This is a genomic window from Bradyrhizobium pachyrhizi, assembly GCF_001189245.1.
Classification (GTDB): Bacteria; Pseudomonadota; Alphaproteobacteria; order Rhizobiales; family Xanthobacteraceae; genus Bradyrhizobium; species Bradyrhizobium pachyrhizi.
Map to the genome: position 1 here is coordinate 88,292 of NZ_LFIQ01000076.1, position 24,919 is coordinate 113,210.

Sequence of the window (24,919 nt, forward strand, 5' to 3'; positions counted from 1 at the left end):
CCGACACGCTCCTGCAGCGACGGCAGCGCGTTCATGCCGAGCAGCACCTGGGCGTAGTTCTCGTAAAGCGGCACGCCGGGCTGGTACAGCGGGCCCGCGGGCTTGGCCGGTGCGGCCGGATCACCAGGCGGATTGACCAGGCTGGAGCGCAGATACCAGTCGCCGTCCGCCGGCGTCGCGATGCCGTTCTTCTGCAGCGTATAGGCATAGGCGCCGGCGACGATCGCCTGCTGGCCCTGCAGCGAATAGTCGCCCGCCAGCGCGAAGACGCCGTTGGAGGCGCCGGTGACGTCGATCAGCTTGATTCCGTCGGCGGTCTGCGCGCCGCCGCCGCCGGCATTGTTGACCCGCACGGTCGAGGTGCCCGACGTGCTTCCCGCGACGAGGCGGTCGGTCGCCGAGCCTTCGCCGCCGAGCACGGTGTTGAACAGCAGCGTGCCGCCGTTGCCGGCATAATTGCCGGCGACCGTCAGCGTCGTTCCGGGCGCCGCGCCGAACCGCACCGTGCCGGCATTGCTGAGCGCGCCCATGGTCTGGTTGAAGCCGTTGAGGTCGATCGTGGTGCCGGCGCCGGCGGTGATGGCGGAGGCGGCGCTGAACGCATTGACCGCGCCGGCTTGCAGCGTGCCGCCGTTCACCGTGGTCGCGCCGCTATAGGTGTTGACGCCGGACAGGATTTGCGTGCCGCCGGTCAGGGCGAGCCCGCCGGTGCCGCCGATCGCGCCCGCGAAATTGTCGCTGGCATTGGTCAGCGTCAGCGTCTTGGCGCCGAGCGTGACGCTGCCAGAGCCGGCGAGACTCTGGACGCTGGTGCCGGCACCCGTGAGGCCGGAGATATCGAACGCTGCATTCGCGACCACGCGGGAATTGCTGATCGCGCCAGCCCCTGCAAGCGCCAGCGTGCCCGCGGAAATCGTGGTCACGCCGCTATAGGTGTTGGCGCCGGACAGTGTCTGTGTGCCGCCGGCAAGCGTCAGGGCGCCGCTGCCGCCGATCACGCCGGCGAACGTGTCGTTCGCGGCGGTCAGCGTCAGCGTCTTGGCGCCGAGATCGACGCTGCCTGAGCCCGACAGCCGCTGGATGCTGGTGCCTGCGCCGGAGAGGCCGGCGATGCTAAACGTGCCGTTCGCGATCACCTGGCTGGAAGCTGCGATCGAGCCCGCATCTGATAGCGCCAAGGTGCCGCCTGCGATAAAGGTCACGCCGCTATAGCTGTTGACGCCGGACAGCAATTGCGTGCCGGCGGTGAGGCCCAGCCCGCCGCTGCCGTTGATGGTGCCGGCGAAATTGTCGCTCGCATTGATGATGCCCAGCGTCCTGGTGCCGAGCGTGACGGTGCCGGTGCCCGCGAGGCTTTGAATGCCGGCTATACCTGGCACGGCGGATATTGCCGAGATATCGAAGGTTGCGTTGTCGACCACTCGGCTGAGACTGATCGCGCCTGCGCCCGTCAGTGCCAGCGTGCCTTGCTGGATCAGCGTGTCGCCGATGTAGGTGCTGGCGCCACTGAGCCGCAAGGTCCCAGCGCCGATCTTGGTCAATCCGCCGACGCCGCTGAAGCCGTTCGCCTGGAGGACGAGGAACCCGTTGCTATCGACGGTCAGTCCGCCCGCGGCGATGTTGTTCTGGTCGGCCGTTCCGTTGGAGATGTTGGAGGTGTTAATGGCCGCACGGAAGGTGGCGTTGTCAAAATTGACCTGGCCCCGTGCGTTGCCAACGCTGATGCCGAAGCCGCGATTCTCCACCGTGGCGTTGCTGATGTTGAGGGTGGCCGTGCTAGTGCCGGCCGGCGTGCCGACGATGAGCCTGCTTGTGACGGAGACGGTCGCGCCGTCCGTAACGTTGAGCACGCTTGTGGCGCCAGCGAACAGGTTGATCGTACTGGCGTTCCACCGGGAGCCGGCCCCTGTCACGGTGACCGTGGCGATGCCACCTGCGACATCGCCGATCGAAGCGGTAGTGCTCGTCAGCGTGCTGCCGTTTTGAATCGTGAGATTTGTCGTGCCTCCGACCAGGTCGCGAACATTCAGCGTGCTGGTCGTGCCGGTCGCCCCTGGGCTCACGCCGAGGACGACGTTTGAGCCGGGCACAATATTGACCGCACCGCCGGCCGGGGCCGTGCCGGTGTTCCAGTTCGAGCCCACCGTCCAGTCGTTGCTGGTTGCGCCGGTCCAGGTCTGCGCCGCCGCTGAGCCCGGCATCAGCGCCGAGAGCGCGACTACCGAGGCGCTCATCAGCAGCAGGCGGTGGAAGTGCGCACGCGTGCGGGACGTCAGGCGTGGATTGGGTGGATTGTCACCAACGTGTCGTGCGATCGTCGTAGCCCCGATGCATTCGCGCATGGTGCTCAGCCCCTTGTTCTTGCCGCCGCCAGGCAGGTTGCATTCCGGCAAACCTTCGCCAGCCGCGGATGTGCGTCACGCTATGTGACTCACTGTGAGCAAACAAATGAAGCTTGGTGTTCCCCATGCGAAACAGCAAGCAGTGTGCCCGCGATGCAACGTCCGCGCGCTGCAATTAATCGATCGCTAACCAGTTGAGTGCGTGCGGGGCGCGGTTTCGTGCTCAAGCGGCGTCTGGCTCCGCCCTGAAAGGCAGGGCTATCGCATGTGGCTGTTGGCCATGACGACGTGGAAACGTCTGGTTACAGAAGCACGCAAATGCCATATGCCTGCCGGGGCCGAGCGTGCGTCCGCGGAATTTCGGAATATTGGAAAAGTACCCGTGAGTTGCCCGACGTGTCAAGGAGCCTGGTCGAGGGCCGGCCATCGCCGGCTACTTTGCATGGGGTTGTTTTCGATATTTTGGCAACGCGCCCCGCAGTGGTCGGGCTACCGCCTGGGCCACCCGGGCGCCCGATCACGTTACCGCTGGCGGCGTTGACGTTGCCGGGCAGAAGCACGACATATCGCGTGCCAATCCCACCCGCCGCTCCGGAGCAAGCCATGAACGCCCCCAACATCGAGTCCGTCACGCCGCAGTCTGGCGGCGACGTTGTGGCCTGGCTGACCAACGAGACCCGCGACGAGCGCTTCATCGACAATATCTTCGCCGAGCTGTGCATCCGGTTGCAGCAAACGGGTATTCCCCTCAAGCGGGCGACGATGAATCTGCTGATCCAGCATCCGCAATGGCTCGGCGCCCGGATCATCTGGGGCGACGGCAAGCGCGAGGCCGAGATCACGCGGGTCGACTACGAGGTGAGGGAGCGCTCGGAATATATCGGCAGCCCGGTCTACGAAATCCACCAGGGCGCCGGCGAAGTGCGCGAGCGGCTCGAACGGGCGCCTGGCCGCACGCATGCGCTCTTTGACGAGATGCGCGCGCAAGGCCTGACCGACTATGTGGCGTGGCCGCTGCTGCATACGCTCGGCAAGCGGCATGTCGTGACGTTCGCGACCGACCGGTCCGGCGGTTTCGATGACGCTGACATCGCCGAGCTGCGCAAGGTGCTGCCGGTGCTGGCGCTGGTCAGCGAAATCCGGATGAAGAACCGCCTGGCGCGGACGCTGCTCGAGACCTATGTCGGCACCCATGCCGGTGAGATGATCCTGGCGGGCGCGACGCGGCGGGGCAGCGGCACCACGGTCCGCGCCGCAATCATGATCTGCGATCTCAGGGACTTCACCCGGATCTCCGACTCCTGGCCGCGCGACGACGTCATCGATCTCCTCAACGACTATTTCGACGCGATGTCGGAGCCGATTGCGCGGCACGGCGGGGAAATCCTGAAGTTCATCGGCGACGGTCTGCTTGCGATTTTCCCGCTCAGCGATCCCAGGGCCTGCGCCAACCTGCTTCACGCGGTGTCCGAGGCGCGGCAGGCGATGGCGGCGCTGAGCGAAAAGAACAGCATGATGGGCCGGGCGCCGATGAATTACGGCATCGGTGTCCATGTCGGCGACGTCATGTACGGCAATATCGGATCGCGCAGCCGGCTCGACTTCACCGTGATCGGCCCGGCGGTGAACATGGCCTCGCGGCTCGAGGCTCTGACCAAGCAGTTGGGACGAAACGTGCTGCTGTCGCGCGCCTTCGCCGATCTGGTCGCGCACGATTTCGCGCTCGAGCATGTCGGCGAGCATTCGGTGCGCGGTTTCAGCGAGCCGATCGAGCTGTTTGCCTATCGGGGCTGAGGCTCGATTGGCCGAAAGCAGCGTAACGTGCGGCGCACGTCCCGGCTGAGACGGCCCAATGTCCAAAAGGCTCCTGCCTTAAGGAGACTGGCCGGACAGGTTCACCGTCGGTGCGCGCAGCAATTGCTGCTCGGCATAGTTGGCCAGACGGTCGTACTCTTCGGCGATCTTCAGAAGGTTCGCGCGTGAGTTTTGATATCTGAACAAATCCGCCTTGGCACGTGTCTTGGCGGCTCGGTCCCGCCAATAAGTGGCGTTGGTCATGACGTTCTCGACCATGGCGCTTCCCCCTTTCTCAGGGATTGCCCATAGACCAACGTCGCCGCGACAAGTCCGCTCCCCGAGGAACCCCGGAACTCCGTTCACGCATGAAGAGTCACTGAAACATTCCGTTTGTTTCGGGCTTAAATTTATTCAGGCTGGATTCACACGCGTTATTTTCCGGAACGCCGGATCGCGCGAATCATTCGGGCGCTGGGCAGGCTTTTTCATTAAGGAAATTTTCAAGGCCCAGAGGGTCCGCCTGATTATCGGCACCGGCGGTTCGGCGTGAGTGAGCATGGAATAGGACGGCCCCGGCAACGCGAGATGCCGGGGCCGTTTTCCCGTGGTGCCCGGAATTCAGATCGAGGTGATCTTCTGCGCCGGCGCAGCGCGCTCGACGAAGCCCTTGGCGAGGGCGTGATAGACGCCTTCCTTGCAGATCAGGCGCGAGCTCGCGTGCGCGATCAGGGCCGCGGCCATCAAGGGCACGACCATCGCGTGATTGTCGGTCATCTCGGTGACGATCACGAAGGCGGTGATCGGCGCCTGAACCACGCCGGCGAAATAGGAGACCATGCCGAGCAGCATGATGGCCGACAGCGGCGCGCCGTGAAACAGCGGCGCGATGTTGGAGCCGAGCCCGGCGCCGACCGCGAGCGAGGGCGCGAAGATGCCGCCCGGCATGCCGCTGATCGAGGCGAACGTGGTCGCCAGGAATTTCCAGACGCTGAAGCTCGCCGGCAATTGTGTTCCGGCTTCGAGCGCGGATTTGACCTGCTGATATCCCGTGCCATAGATCGCGCCGTCGGACGCAATCCCGCAAATCGCAGCCGCAAATCCGCAGATCGCGGCAAAGCCGATTGGATAACGCTTGATCGCGCGTCCGACCGGATTGGCAAATCCGCGCGCCATCGCGATCAGGATGCGACTGAACAGGCCGCCCGCAAGACCTCCGGCAACGCCGCAGAGCGGCACTGCGAGCCAGTCGGTGCCGTTGCGCAGGGCCGTCGCGCTGGTGCCGAAATACGTATAGTTGCCCATCAGCGCGAGCGAGGTCAGGCCGGCAGCGATCACCGCGCCGATGATCAGGCTGCTGGTTCTCGTCTCGAAGGCACGGCTCATTTCCTCGATGCCGAACACGATTCCTGCCAGCGGGGTGTTGAAGGCGGCCGCGACACCTGCTGCCGCGCCGGCAAGGATCAGGCCGGGTTGGCGCCGCGGCGAGAAGCGGCCGAGCGCAAACATGATCGAGGCGCCGATCTGCACCGTCGGTCCCTCGCGCCCGACCGACGCGCCACACAACAGGCCGAACAGCGTGAGCAGGATCTTGCCGGCCGCAACGCGCAGCGAAACCAGGCTTTCGCGCGCGGTCTGGTCGGTCAGATGGCGTGCGGCGATCGCCTGCGGGATTCCGCTGCCTTGCGCGTTCTGAAAGAAGCGGTTGGTCAGAAACACCGACAGCGCGAACCCGGCCGGCGTCAGCAGCAGCGAGGCATAATGGAAACGGGATACCACCGCGCCAAACGCAATCTGCGCCAGATCGGCGAGCTGTGCCAGCGCGACGGCCGCAGCACCGACCGCAATGCCGCCCAGCAAGAACAGGGCGCGGCGCTGCCAACGCGCGGAGACTAGTCTGAGCAGCCGCCTCTGGCGGTTGGAGGGGAAGGTCATTTTGGACGAATTCTTAGCTCATGTCGTGGTCCGATACGAAGCGGATCGCGTCATTCCTAGCACGCGTCGGCGGTAGGCGAAGCTGAAGAAATCAGCACGGTGTGCCGGCGCAGCCGCCAAACTCCAGGGCCGAAATCCGCGATACCGCCTGAGGCCTCACTCTTCGGCGATCTCCAGGAGGCTCGCGCGTGAGTTTTGGTGTCTCAACGACTCCGCCTTGGCGCGTCCTTTCCCGCCGTGACGCATGATTGAGGGACGCGGAAAATCTGGCACAAACTGCACTTTGCGCGGCTTCCGCCGCGGCGTATTTTGACCGCCCCATTGAAGGGCGCATGTCATGTCCGAAGTGATTGTTCGAGCGGGCATCGTCGTATTGGGACTTTGCCCAATCGCAATGGTTGCCGTTGCTCTATTCATTTGATGGAAGCTCACCTGGCCCGACCGCGCCAACCGGGCCGGTAGACGGCCCCAGCGCCTGCCCTCCCAGGCCCCCATAGGTTGCTGGGGCCACTCAATTAAGGAGACCGCCGGTTCGCGGCCTCATTCTTTGCCCGGTACCGAGTTGGGTAGAACAGATATTCCCGGAGTATGGCTGTCGTCACCGGGATTGATGCCGCCCGAAAGACACGGGCGCTGAATCGAAAAGGGCCGTCGCATCGACGGCCCTTTTCTGCCGGTTACAATAGGTCTGTAACAACTCAGTCGTGAAAAAATGCTCTGCAAAGAACGGCAACGCCGGCAGGGTTGTATTACGGCCGTCCTATCTTTTCAGAAATCCGGATCAGTACGGTGTTGCTGACTAACCTGTGTTATTTTTCCGGGGGCTTCAGACCGCGCAGATATCCGTCCGCCGTGTGATCCTTCAGAGGGTCCGGGCCTCCGCAATTGAAGCACCGATAGAGGCGGTCGCCTTTGCCGCCCGGAGGCAATGCCAATTCCAGTTTGTGCCCGCACTTCGGGCAAATCTCGGTCTTCGGTTCCATGACTCCACGCAACGATTAAACAAACTTACGTCGCGTCAAATTGCAGGTCAGCGAGCGCGGATAAATAACGTGTGATGTCGCCCGGATAAAAAGCCCAGGCCCTCCGTCCAGGAACCGACGCCGCGGAGCATGATTGTCACAGGTTCGGTGCTGTCCCTGCCGGCAGCGCCCGGACGATCACAGTAACTCGCGGCCCCAGCTTGTGCCCCCTCGCTGGGGCCGTTTCTTTGGGGTGGAAGCGCGGCCTTTCAAGCCGCGATGATCCCGCCGCCTATCTCCGGCGCCGCTGCTTTCTCGGAAACAGCCGGTCGCGGATGTAGCGGGAGGTCGGCGTCAGGCGAAGGCCCCGCGGCTTCTGCCAGGCGGCGCGGTCGATCTCCTTCTTGTCGCCGATCGCCAGTCGGCCCTTGGCGTTCTTGGCGATGAAGATCGCGTCGCTCATCCTGCGGCCGGAACGCTTGTTCCTGGCCGTCACTTCCTTCCACAGGCTGAGCCTGCCGAGCTTGAGCTTCGGCAGTTCCTCCTTGATCTCGCGCTTGAGGCAATCCTTCCCGGTCTCTCGCGCACGCCTGCGCCCGCCGGGGAACATCCACAGCCCGTCAGATCGGCGTCTAACCAGAAGAACCTTGCCGCGCTTCGCGGCTACCAGCTTGGAGGACTTTGGCATTCGAGGACTTGGGCATTTGCTGCGCAATGATCGAAATAGAATCGACCCATTTTAACTTGTCTATTTGTGTAGACAAGTTCGATGCCGCATTGTTCCACAGTCGTGTGTCGGCCGTTTGTCTCTGACGGCGGCGATCCTCGCTGCGCGCGCTTCGCCGTAGCTTCCTTGATCTCGCTTGATGTCCGGCACCTTACGTTGAATTCGTGAAGCTGTTACGGCCGTGACCGGAACTCACCCGGTTGCGTCGTGATCACGATACCCCAGGACGGGTGCACCGCTTGACTCAATGTTCTTGTTTTGTTCTAATTGTCCTCCACCGGAATAGGAGGACGCCATGGACAACCGTATCAGCGAAATTCGCAGGCAGATCAGGGCGCTGCGCGTCAGCATGCTCGAGGCCGAAGCCATCATGCGCCAGCAGATCAACCGCGATGAGGACTGCGCCTTCGTCGCCGGGGACCTCTTGAAGATGCGGTTGGTCATGAGCCGCCTGGTCGAGGAGCGGGGCGTCCTGGGCGACCGCGATCCGATCATCGTGCATGCGAGCGTTGCACCGCGCCGTCGCGCCGCGACCCCGGCCTTCATTCGCCCGGTGAAGCAAGAGCTCGTCGCCGGCGAAGCGCGTGCATGACCGAGTGCTCGGGATGCGGCGGCTGCGCGCCGAGCTGCAAGACGTGATGTGCCGGAGGAAAGATGAGAGAGCCGCTTCGGTATTTCCACGACAGCGATGATCACGCGCCCTGGATCAAGGCGCTGGCCGAGGTCCGGCACATGGCGACGCGGGAAGGCTGGTGCTTTCACCACGTGCAGGCGATCATCGTGGCGATCGACCAGTATGCCGAGGCCGCGCTCGGCAACCGCGAGTTCTTCCTCAACCGGCCGCAGACTGTCGGCCCGGTGAGGCGAGGCGACGTGCCTTAACACGCGGATCGGCAGGCACGCGTGTTCGACGCCGCGGCAGCTCAACGCGCTGTCCGCGCCGGCGAAAGGCCTCGCTCAGGAAATAAGGCCTCGCTCAGGAAGTGCCGGCTATTTCGTGTAGCCTTGACTGCTGCAGTACCACCAGGATTCGGCGGGCGATGCGCCATGCTCGATCACGTACTTCCGGCAGGCTTCGTAGCTGACCGCATACCGCTTTCCGCACGGTACCGCAGAGATGCCGAAATTGCTGGTCGAGCATGTGGATGCGGCGTGGCCCGTCGACATCGACAGGACGCCGATAAAGGGCAGGACCGCTAGAAGTGACAGGGTCTTCATCATAGCCATCGCCTCCCAAGTTGGAGGACAGCGGGGCCGCCGTCCCCGCGGAGAACCTACTACATCGCACGCCATTCACCACCGGATTTCGCACTTCTCACGCGCGATCTGCATCGTCACACATCGTCACGCACGCCGTGTTCGTCGTCATGCCCGGCGCATGACACCTTCCGGGCGCAGGGGCCAAATGTCCCGGCCTGCCTGAGGCGGCCGGGATGGCCAATCCGCTGCCGGCGACATATCGTGACGGTTCGCGGCCGAATCTGAGGCGGATCGTTCATCGCCGGGTCATGTCAATCCGGCCATCGTCAGCGCCGCGCCCGCGAGGGCGGCGGCATATTTGCGGAGGAGGTCTTGGATGATAAGGGGCTGGCAGGTTGCGACGTCGGCGCTCGCCATCGTCGTGATGGTTGCGACGCTGGGGGCTGAGGCGAACGCGGCGCAGTGCGGCAACGGGCCCGGCGGGTTCGAAGCCTGGAAGCAGCAGTTCTCGGGCGAGGCGAGCGCCAAGGGCATCGGCGCCACCGCGATCGCCGCGCTGATGCAGACCCATTATGCCAGTGCGACGATTGCCGCGGATCGCGGCCAGCGCAGCTTCGGCCTGTCGCTCGAGCAGTTCATGGCCAAGCGGGGATCTGCGACCATCGTAGCGCGCGGCCGATCGCTGAAGCAGTCGCAGGCGGCGCTATTCGCCTCGATCCAGCAGCGCTATGGCGTGCCGCCGGGACCGTTGATCGCGATCTGGGGTATGGAGAGCGGTTTTGGCAGCCAGCGCGGCAATCAGAACATGCTGTCCTCGATCGCAACCCTTGCCTATGACTGCCGCCGTCCGGAGTTCTTCACCGACCAGCTCTATGCGGCGCTGAAGCTCGTCGACCGCGGCACTTTGTCCGGAAGCACGCGCGGCTCGATGCATGGCGAGATCGGCCAGACCCAGTTCATGCCGAAGAACGTCCTCGCCTACGGCACCGGCAATCTCGATGTCGCGGCCAACGCGCTGAGCTCGACGGCGAACTTCCTGCGCGCCCATGGCTGGCGCGCCGGCGCCGGCTATCAGCCCGGGGAACCCAACTTCGCCGCGATCGAGGCGTGGAACGCGGCAGGCGTCTACCAGAAGGCGATCGCCATCATGGGACGGCAGATCGACGGCCAATGAGCGCAGGCGCGAGTTCCTTCATCGCCTGTTAACGCAACGGTGCCCAGATCGTGCGCTGTGAAACGGGAGCAGATGGAGACCGGCTCCGTGCTCAAGAATGGCACCTACGCGGCGTGGTTTCGAACGTCGCTTGCGGACGGCACCGGCATCGTGCACGTCGCCGATGGCAGGCTGTGGGGCAGCGACGCGGTCATGCTCTACAGTGGCACCTATGAGGTCGACGGCGAGCGCTTCTCCGCCGTGCTCACCACGCAGCGGCATTCCAGGGACGGCACGACCGTGTTCGGCACCGACGACCTCGTGGTGCGGCTCGAGGGCATCTGGACCGGCGCGATCGCGACCTGCACGGGCAGGGCGGACGCCGTACCCGATCTCGCCTTCGAGGTGACGCTGATTCCGAGCCAGGAGGTGGCACCCGAGCCGCCGCCGGATCTGCCGCTGCCGAAATTCGACCCGAGCAAGCTTCCGAAGCTGCCGAAACGCTCCAGCCGCTAAGGCATGATCCGGAAGAGTGCGAAGCGGTTTCCCTCGCGACAAACGCCAAAGCCGTTTGCGCGGGGATCACGCGCGCTACGCGTCGCGCGGGCCCGCAGTCTCCGGAAACGGCGCACCGGGGATGTAGAGCTTCAGCGCGCGGATCTCGTAGACCGCCGACGGGTTGACGCTGCGCAGATCGCGCGCCGCGGCGATCGCCTCCGCCTCATCGGCGCAATCGATCACGTAGAAGCCGAGCAATTGCTCTTTGGTTTCGGAGAACGGCCCGTCGATCACCATGCCGTGGCCGGGCCCACGCAGCGTGCTGGCGTTGCGGGTATCGCCGAGCCGCGCAGCCGGGCCGAGCTTGCCCTTCAGCCGTTGATGGACCTCGCGCAGACCCGTCATCACGGCAGCGTCCTCCTCGGCGTTCCACGACTTGACCTCGGCTTCGACGTGATAGGCCAGGATGGCATAAAGCATCTGATGGGCTCCTTATTTCTGATGCGACTGGCCCAAGGACGTCTCGCGGCGATCCGAGCCGACATTTCATCTGTAGCGGATCGGACGGTCTTTGTGTTGCGACAAGGTATCCCGCCGTCCGGCATGGCGGCGGCGAATCGCGCAGGCCAAAACAGCAAAAAAGGCGCGGCGGATTAGCTTCCGCCGCGCCCCCGATTTTGATGTCTCGCTGGTCCAGGGCTGAGAGCGCCCCGATGCCAGGCTGATTGCTCAGGGCCTAGCGGGCGATCCCAGCGAGGTGACAGCGCTTGAGACAAGACACTAGATCACCTCCTTTCTTTGTTGATGGGACTTCGAATATAGGTGCCGAATCCGCCGCTGTTAAGGCCGCATCCGGCCCGTCCGCGCCGGGAAACCGGCCGGATTGCGGCGAAATGGTTTCGTTTACCGGAGAACAGAACGCACCCCGGGGCAGTTGAGGCCGCCGCCCGGCCGTGTTAGGTGAACCCGAGATGCGGGTGTAGCTCAATGGTAGAGCAGCAGCCTTCCAAGCTGAATACGAGGGTTCGATTCCCTTCACCCGCTCCAATAATTTCAGGTACTTATCGAAATATTTGATTTCCATTCCGACAAGAACGCCGAATCCATTCCGACAAGCGTTCACTTTCTGGCCGCCTGCTTGCCCCGCCTGATGAGTTTGATCTGTGCGTGCTGCTTGGCCTCGTCGTCATGATGAAGGTCGTGCGCCATCGCTTTGGTCGATGACCATTGGCCGTTCTTTCATCGGTCGCGTTTTTGTAAGGCCGGACATGCTCGCCTCGGTGGTCCCGCCATGCCGGCCAACCGACGTGAAGGTCAGCTCAGGGCGCAATCCCGCAGCCGGAAAGATCTTCTTCGAAATGCGCTCGGCTTGAGTCGGCATTCGTCCTTGCTGCTCAACGACACCAAGCGAAATCAACTGCCTCGCAAGGCCAATTTCCGCTATCTTGCTCGCTCAACCGGACACGATGATCCCGGATGGATATGCTCGGCGCGATGGACCGGGCGAGATCCCGTCCGTGGTTAGGGGTGGGGGAAGCCATGCCGAGCTTCGTTCAGTTCCTGCAGAATTCGGGTGTGTACACTGCGCAAAATTTCATGATCGTTCCTCGGGGAGGCTTCAACCTGGTCTGTCTCCGCGACAGCAAGGACGTTGGCCTGTCGTATGATCGCAATCGACTACTGGTCGAGGATGTGCGGCTCGATGACGTCGAACGTGTCGCTCAGGAATACATCAAGACCCGCTTCAGGGAGCAGAAAGGCCAGGAGCGCGACGACCAGTTGCTGCGTCTACGTACAGCGCTGTATGCCACCGCACGGCCGGACGGCCCTGCGCGCGGCCTCAAGGTCTCGCCCAAAGATAAAGGCATTCCCGAGCTTAAAGCCGTACGCGGCAGCACAAGCATCAAGTTGGATGTCGCCATTCTGCCGCGCAAAGATTTCACGATCGCGTTCAAATTCCTCAAGCACCTCGATCAATCCGGCAATCTGATCAACGCCACGAGATGGACGCCGGACGACGTGCCCTGGTTCCTCACCAAGCTGAACTGGACGTTCGGGGCTCAGGCAAATATCTTTTTCACCCCGGCAGAGGCGACTTGGATTACGGTCCAGAAAGCCCTTGGACCAAAAATCTCGCGGGATGTTTTCCGTAAGGAAATCGTCCCGTTCAAGGTGCGCGGCGCCGATCTCACGTGCTTTCTCGTCGGCGACTATGACGCAATGGATAACGAGGCGGCTGGAGAGTATCTGCCCGACGAGCAGGTCTTCGTAGTTGTCGATCAGGGCAATCCACCCGTGTTCGACTATGGCGAGGCGTTCATTGGCGTCATGGCGCACGAGGTGGGTCACTTCCTGCACCACAAGCGGAACATTCCCGGAAGTGGGCACCATAACCGAAGCGGCATTTTGCTTTCCAGCGGCATGGAAAGCTTGTCCCTGGACAAGCAACTCGTCACCGACCTCAACGCGTGGTGAGAGCGCTTGTTCTCCGCTCACGCTTTGGCAGCAATGTACCCGTAATAATTCATAAGGAAGTCCCCAATCGAGAGAGGCTTCTGAGCGCCACCCTTGCCCGGATGCGGGATCGCGTAATCTCCTTTGCCCCATGTGAAGATCGTTGTCGTCACGTTTCCGCTCGACACTTGTATCCTGTCACGCAAGACGACCCAGTGCCGCGTTAGCACCGAGCCTTCATCCGACTGGTCGTCATATTCGATCATGTTGGCGCTTATGAACAGGCATACGCGATATCCACTGGCGAGCAGGGCGTTGGCTTCGTTGACGCTGTCGATGCCTTTGCTGAATTTCAGATTGGTCTCCTCGCGCACGTCCTGGTATCCGGCCTTGCGGAACCATTGCTCCATTTCGCTCGGCAAGGTGATCCCCGCGACGTCGCTTATTCTGCCGGTGTCGTCAAAATCGAGGAACCAGTTTTCGGAGTCGCGAATGGAGGCGCAAGTCAGCCAATCGACGTGGTCCAGCGAGTAGGGCGGCGTATAGCTTTTCACGTCCTTTCCCGGCTTGATCAGCAGGCGGCCGAGGTTCGCCTGCCCCTTCTGATACAGGTCGATGGCGAACCGCGCATATTGCCCCGGCTTGTCGGATGCGTAGCTGAACATCAGCGCGGACGGACCGCACATGCTCGCTTGATCCTGATCTATGAGGCTCGGCTTCGCAATTCGCCTGAGAATGCCTATCCCGACGCGGTGCGGGTCGAGCTTCGGAAAGAATGTGGTCCTCGTGTTCTTGAGAAAATCGCAGACCATCTCCGCGGCGAGCTTCTTTTGATCCGAGTTGAGGTCGTACGGTCCAACCCCGAGCCACTTCTTCTTTTCGTCGCCGACGAAGAGCGTGATGAGTTTCTTCGAAGTCGGAGAAAGCGTTCTGGAGGTGTTTGCGATGGTGGTCAGGTCGTCCAGCTCGAATGCGGTGACCATGCCGTCCGTGACGGTCGCCCTGATAATGTCGACGACTTCCGCGTAATCTAGCCTGGAATCGTCAAGCAGACCCCTGCGAAGCGCGGCATCGACGGATGGCGTCGCGATCCCGTCCCATTGACCCTTTGGAGGAGGAGGCTTGGCGGCTGCCTTTGTCGCGAGGTCGACGAGCCGAGTGAATGTCGGCCCGCCGGGCCGGATATAGCCGTCCGGCGTGCCCGGGAAGTTCTTTTTCTGGAAATACAGGATCGAGTTGTAGAGGCTGTCGCTGGCGTGACCCGTCACGACCATTTGCGGTTTGAGCGTGGTCTCGGCTCCTCCGTCGGAAATGGCGATCTTGTTGAGCAGCGAGATGACCAGCTCCTGGTCTTGCTTCCAGTTCTGGAAGCTGCGACCCGTCGCGGCAAACCGACCGACTTTGTCTTTCAATTGCGGCATGAGCAATCACCAGCAATATGATCGTTTTCAGTGGCGGATTGCGGGCTCTACTATCGCGTTGGTGGTCGGCTGAAGTGTCCAAGCAAGCTTGTCGATGAACTCGTACTCAAATAGCGCCTGCGGATCGGTTCCGAAATAATATCCATACTGATGCAGAATCTTGGAGCCCTTGGCGACCATCTCGCGCTTCCATTTCAGGTCCTTGGCAGAGCTGAACTGAAATCCAATCACCACCGCATAGTTTTCGTACGCTTCGGCCACTTGCAGAATGGTCGCGCGCGTCAGGATGCCAGCAGGGTCTTCCAGACCTTGAACTCTGAACGCGGTGATGCGGTTCATCAGATTTGATGCAACCTCCTCCTCGGACCAACCCATGACGCCCGCTGCAACGCCCTTTGCGAAGCCCTCCTTGATGAACTTGACTTGAATGTTCTTGAACGCCTCCCGAGCCGCGACCTTGTCGGCCACCATGAGGACCAGATCAGGAATCATCGCAGCGATATTCTCGGCCTTGAAAGCCTCCTTTAAACCCGCCTTGAAGCCAGCTTTGGCCGCGCTCCAAAATCCTTCGCCGGCGACGGAGCCTGCCGGCGGCGGCGGGACCTCTGGCGGAGTCGGTGTGTTCCGCGGGACCTTCAGTCTCACCTCCGGTGCCCGGAAGTCGAGCGCTTGAACGCCTCTCCTGCGCATCGCAACGAGCGTTCCTCCGCTGTCCCTGGTCAGAAACACCGGATTCTTGATGCCGCGAGCCACTCCGCCTGCCCTGACCTGGGCGACCACATCGGAATCGAACGCGGAAAGCCCGTGATTCAAACCCTCATTGCCCCACTTCCAAACTTGCGCCCGAGGGACCTGGGTCATCATTCTGTCTCGACGATCCGCAAGTCGGTGAGCAATTTTTCGCCGGACTGAGCGCGCGCTCCCTTCAAGAATTCAAACTTGACGCGTGGTGAGATCAGAACCTCGTGACCGTCCTTGGCCAGATTGAGAATTTCATTCTCAAAACGTCGGCTGAGCGCTTTCTCGGCGGCGCTCGCCGCAGCTCTTTGTCCGTTCTGTATGTCTATAAGAATGTTGGTATCGAGCCAGACGGGGGGCTTTAAAGGCGCCATTGCGACAACACCATTGGCATAAACCGGCCTAGGACGCATTTGCGTCGGCGAGCCTATCCCTCAGTCGCATCTGCCGAAGTGCCGGTTCAAGCGGCTTTCGATATCGCCATGCAAGTTCGACCTTGCTTTGGTGCTGGCGCGATCCCACGACTTCGGCGATGCATCGACAATGTCGGCGCGCTCTTCGCCACCCTTGCAGGGCTCGTGGGTAGAACGGCCGGCGGCTTCCGATCGGCTTCACCAACGGTGAGATTCCATCGCAGGTCAGACGTCTGCCGCACCCTCGATCGCAGACATGCGATCGTCAGCGTGCGCCCTTCGGCTTGGAGCCAAGCAGATTATGCGTCCCACTGACGCTTAGCGTTCCCGAGCACTCGAATCCCCCGAAAATTCCACAGGAGCCGGTGACGGTGACGCGCAAGTTCTTGCGTTGATACAGGTCGACCGAAACGCCAAATCGCGAAAAATCATTCGCGCTGTTCGGCAGGATCAGGTCGATGTGATCGATCGCCCAGCGCGGCAGGTGAGGATTGCTCTTCCAGAACAGTTCATTGACGGCGTGGTGTCCGAAATTCGGTCCGACCGTGAGGGCGCCGTCTGCGCCCTCGAACACGAAGCCGGTCTCGTCGATGTGAACATTGACCCGGTCCGGCGCTACCGCGAAATGCAGCGACGTGATGTCTTGCGGCTGCGGGTCCTTGCCGAACTGCGCACTATAGTCGTCGCTCCATTGCCCCCGGCCGCGCCCCAGCCCGAAGCCGTGCCGGCCCGGAAGGTCCCGCGTCGAGAGCGGCCGGTCGGATAGCTTTGGGCGCCAGATCTCCCGGAATCCCTTGCCGATTGTGGCTGCCATCGACAGATCGAGGGCCCAATGCGACGGCTTCTCCGCGCTTTTGCCTTCGGCGAAGGCGTCGAATCCGTCCGACGTCTTGGCAATGCGCAGCGTCTTGATCAGGTCTTCCCAGTCCTTGGGCAGGAACGTGACGCCGTCGAGCGTGCTCGTCGCGGCCGCGACGCCATACTTCTCCAATTGGCGTCGGATATAGGCCTTCTCGTCATAGAGGCGGACATTGGGATTCGGCCCCGCGAAATATTTCGACAGATCGATCTGCGGCCGGAGCATGGTCAGCCGCGCCGCGATCTTGCGGTAAGTGTCGGTTGTGGTCGGGTCGGTGGTCGTCACGGGGCTGCCCTCCGAGTGAAAGCCAGTCCCCGATTTGTCTGGTCTGGCCGGGGCCGGGTTCAACTGAACCTCCCAACCGGAAACGCCGACCACCATTCGTGGAGCAGTGTAAAGAGCAAGGACGGTCCGATGTCGCTTCGGAGCAGGGTGCTAGACGTACTCAACGGCCCGGCGGTCGCGCGCATTCGCTTCCGGTTTCCGATCCGTGGCAGCCACGTGACGATTGCACCGCAAACGTTCCATCACGTCGCTCGCGCGATCGGGTTGGGACAGGTCAGCGTCAGAGTTCCGACGGACCTCGCGGCAAATGTTGCGGCACAATATAACGACGTCGCGCGGACCCGGGCGGACGGTACGGTCGTTGCGGCGAATACGCTGGAGGTCGTGTCGGCGACGGGGCGAATGGACGAAGCCTATATCGTCCACGAGGCCTTGCATGCGGCTTACGATCTGCTGCGTACCGGCCTTGACGGCAATGCGGAGGAGGCGTCCGCCTATGTCTGCACAGCGCTCTACTGCCGCATGACAGGCCTGCCGCGACCCCGCTGGGCGAACGGTCCGATCTACGCCAATGCCGCCGAGGTCGCCCGAACGCTGCTGTCGCAATATCAGAAGGGTGATCCCGGCATTCCCTGGGTCGGCGAGCATGAATGGCGGATGCTGCGCGCCGGTGTCGGCCTTAGTACGGTCTATGCCAGCGGACCCGGCGGCATTGTCACCGGGTGGCTGCTCGGCCAACAATACACCCACGACGGCTGATCGCTGAGACTGTGTCCGCTCCGCAGAAGGACGGGCCGGCTCCTTGCCGCCCGTCCTCAGGCCACCAGCAGACCCAGCTTGCCGACCGTCGCCAGCGAACGGTCAACGCTTTGTCGGGTTGACAGCAGCAACGGCTCGGCGGGCTGCCCGGCATCATCCATTTGCTTGACCTGGACGGTCGGTCCGAAGGTTTCGGTCATTTCGGCTGTGATCTGCTCGATCGTCCGGGAGCCGTCGAGCAACTGCAGGAAGTGGCGCGTCCTGTCGTCCTCCAACTGCACGGTCTGGTGAAGCAGATTGGTGACCAGCGGGCCGCTCTGCGCCTGCCTGCGGGCGAGCAGACTCGCCTGCGGACAATCCGTGACTTCCTTCACGAGAAAGGGCTGTGATTTCAGAAAGGAGACCTCGCCGCTGCAGGCCAGGATATAGAGCGCTTCCGTCAATATCCGCTGGTCATCGGCCGTTTGCCGGCCTTCCAGCAGCGTCCGGGCGCCATCGAGCAGTTCAGTGAATGAGAGTGCGCGCGGCCAAGCCCGGCCGAGACAAAGATGTGCAGCCTTCAGGAGCGGATTGGTCACCGTGATTCGGCTGCCATCCTGATTTTCAAATTCCATCTCGGAATCGTCGGTCAGGCAGGCATCGGGGCGACGTGGGCTGGCGGTGCTCAGCAGATAGAAGGCGGTGATGAAGTCGAGATCGACCTGGCGGTCAAGAGAGATGCCCTCGTGGCAGAGCAACGTACGCCGAAACCCGTTGCCGTCGATGAAGTCCTGATACTGATCGCGCGCCATGAACTCGCTTTCCGGAAAGCGCTGCAGCGTGGCGCGGACCTCTTCGGTGTAGCCGGCAAGATAGCGCCGTGAGAAATCGGCGTCGCTCAGATATTGCAGCCCATGTCGGCCGGCGTCTTCGACGACTTCGTGCAGCAGGAAGGCTGTCGCGCCAGAATCGAGATCGTCGTGAAAAAGCAACTCGTCCGGAGCCTTGAGGACGCGGTTGCACTGATCGCGCATGACTGTACCGTGCACCGAGTTGGACTTCGATCCTTCGCTGAGAAATTTCACGATGGCGCGAGCTTGTCCCACTTTCTCCTTCATCCCGGTGATGCGCCGGGTGTGGTAGCGCATCATGTCGCGGACCATGTCGCGAAGATGCGAGAACGGGTGCGCGTTATAGCTGACGTAGCAGAGCCCCTGTGGCGCCAAATTTCGTTTGAAGATGGACATCATCTTCTCGCGCACGATCGGTGGTACCCATGAATACACGCCGTGGGCGATGATGTAGTCGAACTGTCCGAAGGCCGCGTCGACATCCATGATGTCGCAATGCAGAAGCCTGATGTTGCTCAAGCCCAATGCGGCGATGTTCCGCTGTCCGCGTTCGATCGTGACGCCGCTCAGGTCGATACCGATGAACTCGCTATCCGGATATTGAAAGGCCATCGGCAACAGATTGCCGCCAACGCCGCAGCCGAGCTCCAGGACCCGGCAGCGCTCGACCGGAGCCGGCTGTAGGCCGTAGACCGCAGCGATCGTCGCCAGATGGTTCGGGTGGGTGAGCCCGTAGACATGCCCGGGATAATACACCTCATCGTATGGTGTGGTGCCGGTGGTCGGCTGGCGGTGCTCGGTCTGGATGTTCATCGCAGTCAGTTCCACGAATATGCAAACTTGTCGTTCACGATCGAAACGCGCGTCTGCTTGACCTCCTCCTTGGCGAGAGACTTGCTCAGGAATTCGCGCGACAGTTCGGGCAGCAGCGTGTTGGTGATAATGTTATCGATCATCCGCCCGCCGGAGTCCGGATCGTTGCATCGGGATACGATGTGCTCGACGACTGCATCGTCGTAGCCGAAGGCAGCCTTGTGATTATCGCGGAGGCGCTGTCCGATCCGGTCGAGCTGCAATCTGACGATGCCGGCAAGCATCTCGTCCGAAAGCGGAAAGTAGGGGATCGAGACGATGCGTCCAAGCAACGCGGCAGGGAACACTTTCAGCAATTCCGGCCGCAGCAGCCTGGCGAGTTCTTCCGGCTCGTTGCGATACTTGGGATCGCGCGCCAGGCTCATGATGAGATCGGTGCCGACGTTCGTGGTCAGAATGATCAGTGTGTTCTTGAAATCGATTCGCCGGCCGTTGCCGTCCTCCATGACTCCCTTGTCGAACACCTGAAAGAAGATCTCATGGACGTCGGGATGGGCCTTCTCCACCTCGTCGAGCAGGATAACGCTGTAGGGCTTGCGCCGGACCGCTTCGGTGAGCCGGCCGCCCTCACCATAGCCGACGTAGCCCGGAGGGGCGCCCTTCAAGGTCGAGACCGTGTGGGCCTCCTGGAACTCCGACATGTTGATCGTGATCATGTTCTGCTCGCCGCCATAGAGGGTTTCGGCAAGCGCGAGGGCGGTTTCTGTCTTGCCCACGCCGGACGGTCCGGCCAGCATGAAAACGCCGATCGGCTTGGACGGGTTGTCCAACTTGGCGCGGCTGGTCTCGATTCGTTTCGCAATCATCGTCAGTCCATGGGACTGGCCGACCACGCGGCGATTGAGAATTTCGGGCAGCTTGAGGACGGTTTCGATTTCGTCGCGCATCATTCTGCCGGTCGGGATACCGGTCCAGTCGGACACGACAGAGGCGACCGACTGCTGGTCGACATGGGCATAGATCATCCGCTTTTCCGGATTGATGCCCTCCAGTGTCTCGAACTTGCCGCGCAACTCCACGCGTTTGGTGGCTCGATCTTCGTCTCCGTTCTCGGAGAGGATTTCGCGAATGCTGCGGATGTCCTTGACGAGCTCCTGCTCCTTGGCCCAGTCGGCCTCCAGCCCGGTCAGCTTGTCCTTCAGCGCCGCTATGTCGCCGTCGATCGCGGTGATGCGCTCGCTGTTCTCGTCCCCGAGATCGCCGTCGCTGACCAGCGCCGATCGTTCGGCCTCGCGGGCCGCGATGGCGACGCGAGCGTCCTCGATCAGGGCGGGCGTCGCGCTCTGACTGATGGCTACCCGCGCCGAGGCTGTGTCCAGCAGGCTGACCGCCTTGTCCGGCAGCTGTCGAGACGGAATGTAGCGATGCGACAGGTTGACCGCGGTCACGATCGCGGCGTCCGAGATGCGAACGCCGTGGTGCTTCTCCATCGGGCCCAGGAGACCGCGCAGCATGATGCAACAGGTCTCGACATCCGGCTCATCGACCTGGATCGGCTGAAAGCGCCGTGTGAGTGCGGGGTCCTTTTCGATGTACTGGCGATACTCTGCCCAGGTGGTGGCGGCGATGGTCCGCAGCGTGCCGCGGGCGAGGGGAGGTTTGAGGAGATTGGCCGCGTCGCCGGTGCCGGCCGCGCCACCGGCCCCGATCAGCGTGTGGGCTTCGTCGATGAACAGGATAATCGGGGTAGGCGAGTTCTGTACTTCGTCGATCACCGAGCGCAGGCGCTGCTCGAATTCGCCCTTCATCGAGGCGCCGGCCTGCATCAGGCCGATATCCAGTGCGCAGAGCCTGACGTTGCGCAGTGGCGGCGGCACCTCGCCGGCGGCAATGCGCTGGGCGAATCCCTCGACCACGGCGGTCTTGCCGACGCCGGCCTCGCCGGTGAGGATCGGATTGTTTTGCCGCCGGCGCATCAGCACGTCGATCAATTGACGGATTTCGTCGTCTCGACCGAGGATCGGGTCCATCTCGCCCGATCTGGCCTTGGCGGTGAGATCCTGGGAGAACCGGTCGAGCGGTGTCGTCCCTTTGGGATTCGCGCGGTCCGTACCGTCCGTCCCGGCGCCGGCCAATCCGGAGCCGTCCATCGGACGCATGGTCTCCTCCTCGGAGCCTGCCCAAATGGCGCGGTGCTCCGCAGCCAATGCGTCGACGTTTATCTTGGCGAATTCCTGCGAGATGTTGTTGAGCGCACGACGGATCTCGTTCGACTTCAATCCTGCGACCAGGAGATGTCCGGTGCGGATCTGAGTCTCGCCGAAGAACAGCGTGGCATAGTGCCAGCCACGGTCGAGAATATCGATGACCGAATTGGCGACGCCCGGCATGTCGGTTTCGTTCTTGCGGAAACCGTTGATGACGCCCGCGAGGTCCGACAGCAGCCGCGCGCGGTCGAGCTTGTAGTGATCCACCGACAGGCTGAGGTCGGTCCGCTCCTGTTGCAGGATGTGAAACAGCCAATGCGCAAGCTCCACGTTACGGTTGCTGGCGCTCTTGGCGTGGCGCAGGGCCTGTATGAAGGCGTCGTAGCCGGCCCGGTTCAGTTTGCCAGTCACGGCCTCAAGGCTGATATCGGTCACGATGGCGCCTCCTGCTCAATCACCGGGCGATGCCGGGTCGTCGCGGAAATCGGCTCGAATTCCCATGATGTTAGGACAATCGGAGCGATGCTTAGGTTCAAATCGGCTGCTGATCAGCGGCAGCGCTTCGCCGGGCTCTGAGACGCTCGGCAAGGTGAAAGCGTGCATCGCGCCGATACTCCTCGGTCGAGGCCCAGTTCGGCGAAACCCAGCTGGTCCATCCAAGGCGTCCGCTCTGCCCCAGCTTCATCGGGACAACCGCTCCGGCCGGAATGGCGAGTTCCACCTCCCACTCGAGTTCGTCGCCGATATAGAAGTAGACGGCGTCAGCCAGGGGCTCGGACAGGTTCGGCGCTTTGGTCGGCAGGAACTGCTCGTATTGAGCAAAATCCTTCACGAACACGCGAACCCTGATCTTGTCTTCGACACTGAACACGCGCGAGCCCAGGAGCGCGTCGTGACCAAGCTTGGCGTGCGTCCCGCCGAGCCGGCTGCAGTGGCTTGGGTCGAACGGGAGCCAGGTGCCAACGAACTCGTCGATCTCGACCCGGACATCGAACAGCCCTTGCAGCAGTCGCGCCAGTCGCGACGCGGATTTCGCTCTCGGTGAAACCAGTCCGGCGAAGCTTAGCTTCGCCATGTCAGGCACGGTATCCCGATTGGCAAAAATATCGGAGCCGAGGCCAGCGAAGGAGCCGACATAGGCGATGAAGCGGTCGTCGGATGGCCGATCATGCTGGGCGATCGGCCGTGCGTCTGCCCAGGCTCGAAAGAACAATTGCAGAAAGCGTCCGTTCAGCAGGTCGAGAAAACGGGGGAAAGCGTCGTCCCGCATCAACTGCCAGCCGACGCTCTCGTCGGTGGTGGCCAGCGGCAGCGCGCCCTGCGGTCCGAGCAGGCCGAGGAATTTGACCAGAATTTTGAGCCTGCCATCACGATCGTCGACTGAGCTCAGATTGGAGGCGGGAAATTCCAGATAGGGGGTCTGACCGAGGTCGACAAACTCCTCGCGACGCGCTGCACTGTCGCCGATCCGCGGCCGATCCGGATTGCACCGCTCGAGCTGGCGGAGCGTCTGAAAGAAATCGAACCGCCAGGGCTCGGCCTTCATCTGGTCGATCAGCGTCACAGCGGCCTCCGGGTGCCCATGCGGGCCGGCCAACGCATGATCTCGCCGCGCTCCGGAGTCGAGATGACAGTCTGGGTGAAGGTGTTGAAGCCCGAATAGTCAGCGAAGAAGCGTTCCAGCACAGCCCCGAGCAGGAACGCGCCGCTGCCCTCGAATGCCTTCTCGTCGAGTGTGACCGTGATCTCCAGGCCGCGCGCTGCGCCACTGCCGGTACGCTCACGCACCCGCCGCACCACGGGTCTGCTCTCGACGCTGCGTACGCCACGAATCTTTCGTTCCGTCGCGTCGTCGAACTGGTCGGCGAACAATGACAGCATCTCCCGCAGTGCCCCGGCGTTCTTGCCGCCGCTGCGCTCCACGAGGCCGAGATAGTTCAAACTCAGCATGTTGATCAGGCGCCAGCTGACGACGCCGCTATTGGCGATTTCGCTGCGACTGCGCAACTGGGCCACCACCGGCTCGCGTGGCCGGGTGGGACCGGCGATGCACATCAGCTCGAGCGAGGTGTCGTCCAGCAGGCGAAAGTCGGCTCCGCCCTGGCCGACGGGCAGATGTTCCGTGAGATGCCGGTTGGAGCACAGCGCGCGGACGCTCAGCTCGGCGGCGGATCCGCCGCCGCTCGGGTCGCCGGGCTCGAGCAGCGAGAGGAACATGTCCGTCCCGGTATAGTCCGAGGCCGCGCCATAGGTCTTCTCTTCGACGGTGCGCCGCCGCGGCAGCCGACGAACCGTATAATAAAGTCCCTCGACCGATCCGGCCGTCCGGTCGACGGCGGCGGAGTACAACGGACGCACGCGGCGCTTGTCCTTTTCCGCCGGAAAGTGCGCGTAAACCTCCAGCACCTGGTGCGGCTCATATTCGAGATAGCGGCTTCGGTCGGGCACCACGTGGTATTCGTAGGTATTCGACTTGATCGGGATGCGATCGCTGGTCTTTTCGAACAGGTTGATCGCCGGGGCGGTGTAGAGACTGAAAGTCTCTGCCCGGACCGAGGCGGCGAGCCGCGAGTTGTGCTCATCGAACGCGAAGACGATATCGATGGATTTGCTACGTAACCGCGGCATCACAGCGCGAAGCTGGGTCAGATTGATGCCAAGGAACTTGCGCGGAAACACGAAATATTCCCGCAATAACTCCGAGCCGCGAAAGACCCGGTTGTCGTTCGGAAACAGGGATTCGTTCTCGCTGAAGCCGACCTGCTGCACACAGTCGTTCGGAGCCCGGATGACGACCGGATCGCCGAAATCGTCGAGATAGCGAAAATAGAGCCCGACGCAGTTCGAGGTCAGTTGTTCGTAGAGTGCGATGGCATCCGACTCGGCGCCGGTCAGGTAGATGGGCAGTTCGCTGGCGCGGCAGCCGGCGAACCAGGTCTCCGGTTTGTTGCGAGTCTCCGCGTCCGCCGGCTCCTCGTCGAGCCGCGCGGCGGTACGGTGCGTCAAGGAGAGCCTGAGCCCGGCGATGACCTCTCCGCCGACTGGAATCCCGAGCGCCTGCAACGCGCCCGCGGTCGCAAAATATTCGGCGCCGGTGACGTCAAAGGGCCAAAGCACGATGTCGCGGCAGAGCCGGAATCGGCAGGCGAGGCTCCGTTCCCTTTCGCGATAGTTCGCGTCGAAATAGGCGCCCCGCGCGATCTTCTTGCCGTCGCGCAAAGCCGGATCGGCGTAGGTCGGCTGAATCTTGACCAGCATGGCAGACGGAGTCGGCGCGAGATAGTTCGGAACCAACTGCTCAAGCAGGTTCGCCGTGAATTCCGGAAACTCGTGCTTGAGCTTGAGCTGAACACGCGCGGCGAGAAATGCAGCGCCTTCCAGCAGGCCTGAGATCATCGGATCCGAGCGGTCGCGGACCAGGCCGCCGAGGCGCTCGGCGATACCAGGATATTCCTCGGCAAAACCCTCCGCGTGCTCGTACAGCAGCGACAGTTCACGATTGTAAAAGTCGAGGAACTCGCGGTTCATG

Annotated in this window: 22 protein-coding genes and 1 tRNA gene; 8 read left to right on the forward strand and 15 right to left on the reverse strand. The window is 62.5% G+C overall.

The features are described 5' to 3' along the window. A partial coding sequence (locus AKL29_RS15520) for an autotransporter outer membrane beta-barrel domain-containing protein (RefSeq protein WP_193395217.1) occupies window positions 1-2,393 on the reverse strand: 2,393 nt, incomplete at its 3' end. A gap of 552 nt (window positions 2,394-2,945) precedes the next feature. Here AKL29_RS15520 and AKL29_RS15525 point away from each other — a divergent pair. Next, on the forward strand, window positions 2,946-4,136 hold the full coding sequence (locus AKL29_RS15525) for an adenylate/guanylate cyclase domain-containing protein (protein WP_028335383.1): 1,191 nt from the start codon (window positions 2,946-2,948) through the stop codon (window positions 4,134-4,136). A 78-nt stretch (window positions 4,137-4,214) separates the two neighbouring features. On the opposite strand, the gene AKL29_RS15530 is transcribed toward AKL29_RS15525, so the two are convergent. The 3 genes from AKL29_RS15530 to AKL29_RS15540 form a co-directional block, all read right to left on the reverse strand. Then, on the reverse strand, window positions 4,215-4,415 hold the full coding sequence (locus tag AKL29_RS15530; protein ID WP_050384791.1) for a hypothetical protein: 201 nt from the start codon (window positions 4,413-4,415) through the stop codon (window positions 4,215-4,217). A 342-nt stretch (window positions 4,416-4,757) separates the two neighbouring features. Then, the gene (locus AKL29_RS15535) at window positions 4,758-6,071 is read right to left on the reverse strand and encodes a chloride channel protein (RefSeq protein ID WP_050384792.1); all 1,314 of its coding nucleotides are present in this window, start codon (window positions 6,069-6,071) and stop codon (window positions 4,758-4,760) included. A gap of 1,254 nt (window positions 6,072-7,325) precedes the next feature. After that, the gene (locus AKL29_RS15540; RefSeq protein ID WP_026192922.1) at window positions 7,326-7,721 is read right to left on the reverse strand and encodes an NUDIX hydrolase; all 396 of its coding nucleotides are present in this window, start codon (window positions 7,719-7,721) and stop codon (window positions 7,326-7,328) included. Between the two features lie 334 nt (window positions 7,722-8,055). Here AKL29_RS15540 and AKL29_RS15545 point away from each other — a divergent pair, with 334 nt between their 5' ends. Both AKL29_RS15545 and AKL29_RS15550 read left to right on the forward strand, forming a co-directional pair. After that, a complete protein-coding gene (locus tag AKL29_RS15545) occupies window positions 8,056-8,352 on the forward strand; it encodes a hypothetical protein (RefSeq protein ID WP_050384793.1) in 297 nt (98 codons plus the stop codon). Window positions 8,353-8,414: 62 nt separating this feature from the next. Continuing rightward, complete coding sequence (locus AKL29_RS15550; RefSeq protein WP_016843397.1) at window positions 8,415-8,642, forward strand: hypothetical protein; 228 nt, start codon at window positions 8,415-8,417, stop codon at window positions 8,640-8,642. Between the two features lie 108 nt (window positions 8,643-8,750). On the opposite strand, the gene AKL29_RS40710 is transcribed toward AKL29_RS15550, so the two are convergent. After that, window positions 8,751-8,981, reverse strand: a complete 231-nt coding sequence (locus AKL29_RS40710) for a hypothetical protein (protein WP_225160192.1) — start codon at window positions 8,979-8,981, stop codon at window positions 8,751-8,753. 355 nt (window positions 8,982-9,336) lie between these two features. On the opposite strand from AKL29_RS40710, the gene AKL29_RS15555 reads away from it, so the two are divergent. After that, window positions 9,337-10,134 (forward strand): lytic murein transglycosylase, encoded by a 798-nt coding sequence (locus AKL29_RS15555; protein ID WP_038383190.1) that lies wholly within the window; start codon window positions 9,337-9,339, stop codon window positions 10,132-10,134. A 72-nt stretch (window positions 10,135-10,206) separates the two neighbouring features. Continuing rightward, on the forward strand, window positions 10,207-10,629 hold the full coding sequence (locus tag AKL29_RS15560) for a hypothetical protein (protein ID WP_082190602.1): 423 nt from the start codon (window positions 10,207-10,209) through the stop codon (window positions 10,627-10,629). A gap of 75 nt (window positions 10,630-10,704) precedes the next feature. On the opposite strand, the gene AKL29_RS15565 is transcribed toward AKL29_RS15560, so the two are convergent. Next, window positions 10,705-11,091, reverse strand: a complete 387-nt coding sequence (locus tag AKL29_RS15565) for a YciI family protein (protein WP_028335390.1) — start codon at window positions 11,089-11,091, stop codon at window positions 10,705-10,707. A gap of 493 nt (window positions 11,092-11,584) precedes the next feature. Here AKL29_RS15565 and AKL29_RS15570 point away from each other — a divergent pair. Beyond that, window positions 11,585-11,658: transfer RNA gene (locus AKL29_RS15570), tRNA-Gly, on the forward strand. 139 nt (window positions 11,659-11,797) lie between these two features. Here the strand turns inward: AKL29_RS15570 and AKL29_RS40715 are convergent. Then, a complete protein-coding gene (locus AKL29_RS40715; RefSeq protein WP_193395218.1) occupies window positions 11,798-12,028 on the reverse strand; it encodes a hypothetical protein in 231 nt (76 codons plus the stop codon). A 59-nt stretch (window positions 12,029-12,087) separates the two neighbouring features. Here AKL29_RS40715 and AKL29_RS15575 point away from each other — a divergent pair, with 59 nt between their 5' ends. Then, window positions 12,088-13,086: a hypothetical protein gene (locus tag AKL29_RS15575; RefSeq protein ID WP_050384794.1), complete on the forward strand. Its 999-nt coding sequence runs from the start codon at window positions 12,088-12,090 to the stop codon at window positions 13,084-13,086. A 17-nt stretch (window positions 13,087-13,103) separates the two neighbouring features. On the opposite strand, the gene AKL29_RS15580 is transcribed toward AKL29_RS15575, so the two are convergent. From AKL29_RS15580 to AKL29_RS15590, 4 genes are all read right to left on the reverse strand, one after another. After that, window positions 13,104-14,486: a hypothetical protein gene (locus tag AKL29_RS15580; RefSeq protein ID WP_050384795.1), complete on the reverse strand. Its 1,383-nt coding sequence runs from the start codon at window positions 14,484-14,486 to the stop codon at window positions 13,104-13,106. Between the two features lie 27 nt (window positions 14,487-14,513). After that, complete coding sequence (locus tag AKL29_RS15585; protein WP_244482060.1) at window positions 14,514-15,350, reverse strand: hypothetical protein; 837 nt, start codon at window positions 15,348-15,350, stop codon at window positions 14,514-14,516. Beyond that, window positions 15,347-15,598, reverse strand: coding sequence for a PIN domain-containing protein (locus tag AKL29_RS44890; protein ID WP_244482062.1), 252 nt, complete (start codon window positions 15,596-15,598; stop codon window positions 15,347-15,349). Before AKL29_RS44890 ends, AKL29_RS15585 begins: the two co-directional genes overlap by 4 nt. A 304-nt stretch (window positions 15,599-15,902) precedes the next feature. Further along, window positions 15,903-16,781, reverse strand: a complete 879-nt coding sequence (locus AKL29_RS15590) for a hypothetical protein (protein ID WP_050384796.1) — start codon at window positions 16,779-16,781, stop codon at window positions 15,903-15,905. Between the two features lie 129 nt (window positions 16,782-16,910). Here AKL29_RS15590 and AKL29_RS15595 point away from each other — a divergent pair, with 129 nt between their 5' ends. Continuing rightward, on the forward strand, window positions 16,911-17,540 hold the full coding sequence (locus AKL29_RS15595) for a hypothetical protein (RefSeq protein WP_050384797.1): 630 nt from the start codon (window positions 16,911-16,913) through the stop codon (window positions 17,538-17,540). 56 nt (window positions 17,541-17,596) lie between these two features. On the opposite strand, the gene AKL29_RS15600 is transcribed toward AKL29_RS15595, so the two are convergent. From AKL29_RS15600 to tssF, 4 genes are all read right to left on the reverse strand, one after another. After that, a complete protein-coding gene (locus AKL29_RS15600) occupies window positions 17,597-19,183 on the reverse strand; it encodes a class I SAM-dependent methyltransferase (RefSeq protein ID WP_050384849.1) in 1,587 nt (528 codons plus the stop codon). A gap of 5 nt (window positions 19,184-19,188) precedes the next feature. Beyond that, window positions 19,189-21,825 (reverse strand): type VI secretion system ATPase TssH, encoded by a 2,637-nt coding sequence (gene tssH, locus AKL29_RS15605; protein WP_050384798.1) that lies wholly within the window; start codon window positions 21,823-21,825, stop codon window positions 19,189-19,191. Window positions 21,826-21,922: 97 nt separating this feature from the next. Continuing rightward, window positions 21,923-22,987: a type VI secretion system baseplate subunit TssG gene (gene tssG / locus AKL29_RS15610; protein WP_050384799.1), complete on the reverse strand. Its 1,065-nt coding sequence runs from the start codon at window positions 22,985-22,987 to the stop codon at window positions 21,923-21,925. Continuing rightward, the gene (tssF, locus tag AKL29_RS15615) at window positions 22,951-24,918 is read right to left on the reverse strand and encodes a type VI secretion system baseplate subunit TssF (RefSeq protein WP_050384800.1); all 1,968 of its coding nucleotides are present in this window, start codon (window positions 24,916-24,918) and stop codon (window positions 22,951-22,953) included. The genes tssG and tssF overlap by 37 nt, the downstream gene beginning before the upstream one ends. Between the last annotated feature and the right edge of the window lies 1 nt (window position 24,919).

Bases quoted from the DNA above. Each gene is read 5' to 3' on its own strand.
- AKL29_RS15530 (WP_050384791.1), bottom strand. From the start codon at position 4,415: ATGGTCGAGAACGTCATGACCAACGCCACTTATTGGCGGGACCGAGCC.
- AKL29_RS15595 (WP_050384797.1), top strand. From the start codon at position 16,911: ATGTCGCTTCGGAGCAGGGTGCTAGACGTACTCAACGGCCCGGCGGTC.
- AKL29_RS15565 (WP_028335390.1), bottom strand. From the start codon at position 11,091: ATGCTTTATGCCATCCTGGCCTATCACGTCGAAGCCGAGGTCAAGTCG.
- AKL29_RS40710 (WP_225160192.1), bottom strand. From the start codon at position 8,981: ATGATGAAGACCCTGTCACTTCTAGCGGTCCTGCCCTTTATCGGCGTC.
- AKL29_RS15555 (WP_038383190.1), top strand. From the start codon at position 9,337: ATGATAAGGGGCTGGCAGGTTGCGACGTCGGCGCTCGCCATCGTCGTG.
- tssF (WP_050384800.1), bottom strand. From the start codon at position 24,918: ATGAACCGCGAGTTCCTCGACTTTTACAATCGTGAACTGTCGCTGCTG.
- AKL29_RS15540 (WP_026192922.1), bottom strand. From the start codon at position 7,721: ATGCCAAAGTCCTCCAAGCTGGTAGCCGCGAAGCGCGGCAAGGTTCTT.
- AKL29_RS44890 (WP_244482062.1), bottom strand. From the start codon at position 15,598: ATGGCGCCTTTAAAGCCCCCCGTCTGGCTCGATACCAACATTCTTATA.
- AKL29_RS15545 (WP_050384793.1), top strand. From the start codon at position 8,056: ATGGACAACCGTATCAGCGAAATTCGCAGGCAGATCAGGGCGCTGCGC.
- AKL29_RS15575 (WP_050384794.1), top strand. From the start codon at position 12,088: ATGGATATGCTCGGCGCGATGGACCGGGCGAGATCCCGTCCGTGGTTA.
- AKL29_RS15600 (WP_050384849.1), bottom strand. From the start codon at position 19,183: ATGAACATCCAGACCGAGCACCGCCAGCCGACCACCGGCACCACACCA.
- AKL29_RS15525 (WP_028335383.1), top strand. From the start codon at position 2,946: ATGAACGCCCCCAACATCGAGTCCGTCACGCCGCAGTCTGGCGGCGAC.
- AKL29_RS15580 (WP_050384795.1), bottom strand. From the start codon at position 14,486: ATGCCGCAATTGAAAGACAAAGTCGGTCGGTTTGCCGCGACGGGTCGC.
- AKL29_RS15550 (WP_016843397.1), top strand. From the start codon at position 8,415: ATGAGAGAGCCGCTTCGGTATTTCCACGACAGCGATGATCACGCGCCC.
- AKL29_RS15535 (WP_050384792.1), bottom strand. From the start codon at position 6,071: ATGACCTTCCCCTCCAACCGCCAGAGGCGGCTGCTCAGACTAGTCTCC.
- AKL29_RS15560 (WP_082190602.1), top strand. From the start codon at position 10,207: ATGGAGACCGGCTCCGTGCTCAAGAATGGCACCTACGCGGCGTGGTTT.
- AKL29_RS15585 (WP_244482060.1), bottom strand. From the start codon at position 15,350: ATGATGACCCAGGTCCCTCGGGCGCAAGTTTGGAAGTGGGGCAATGAG.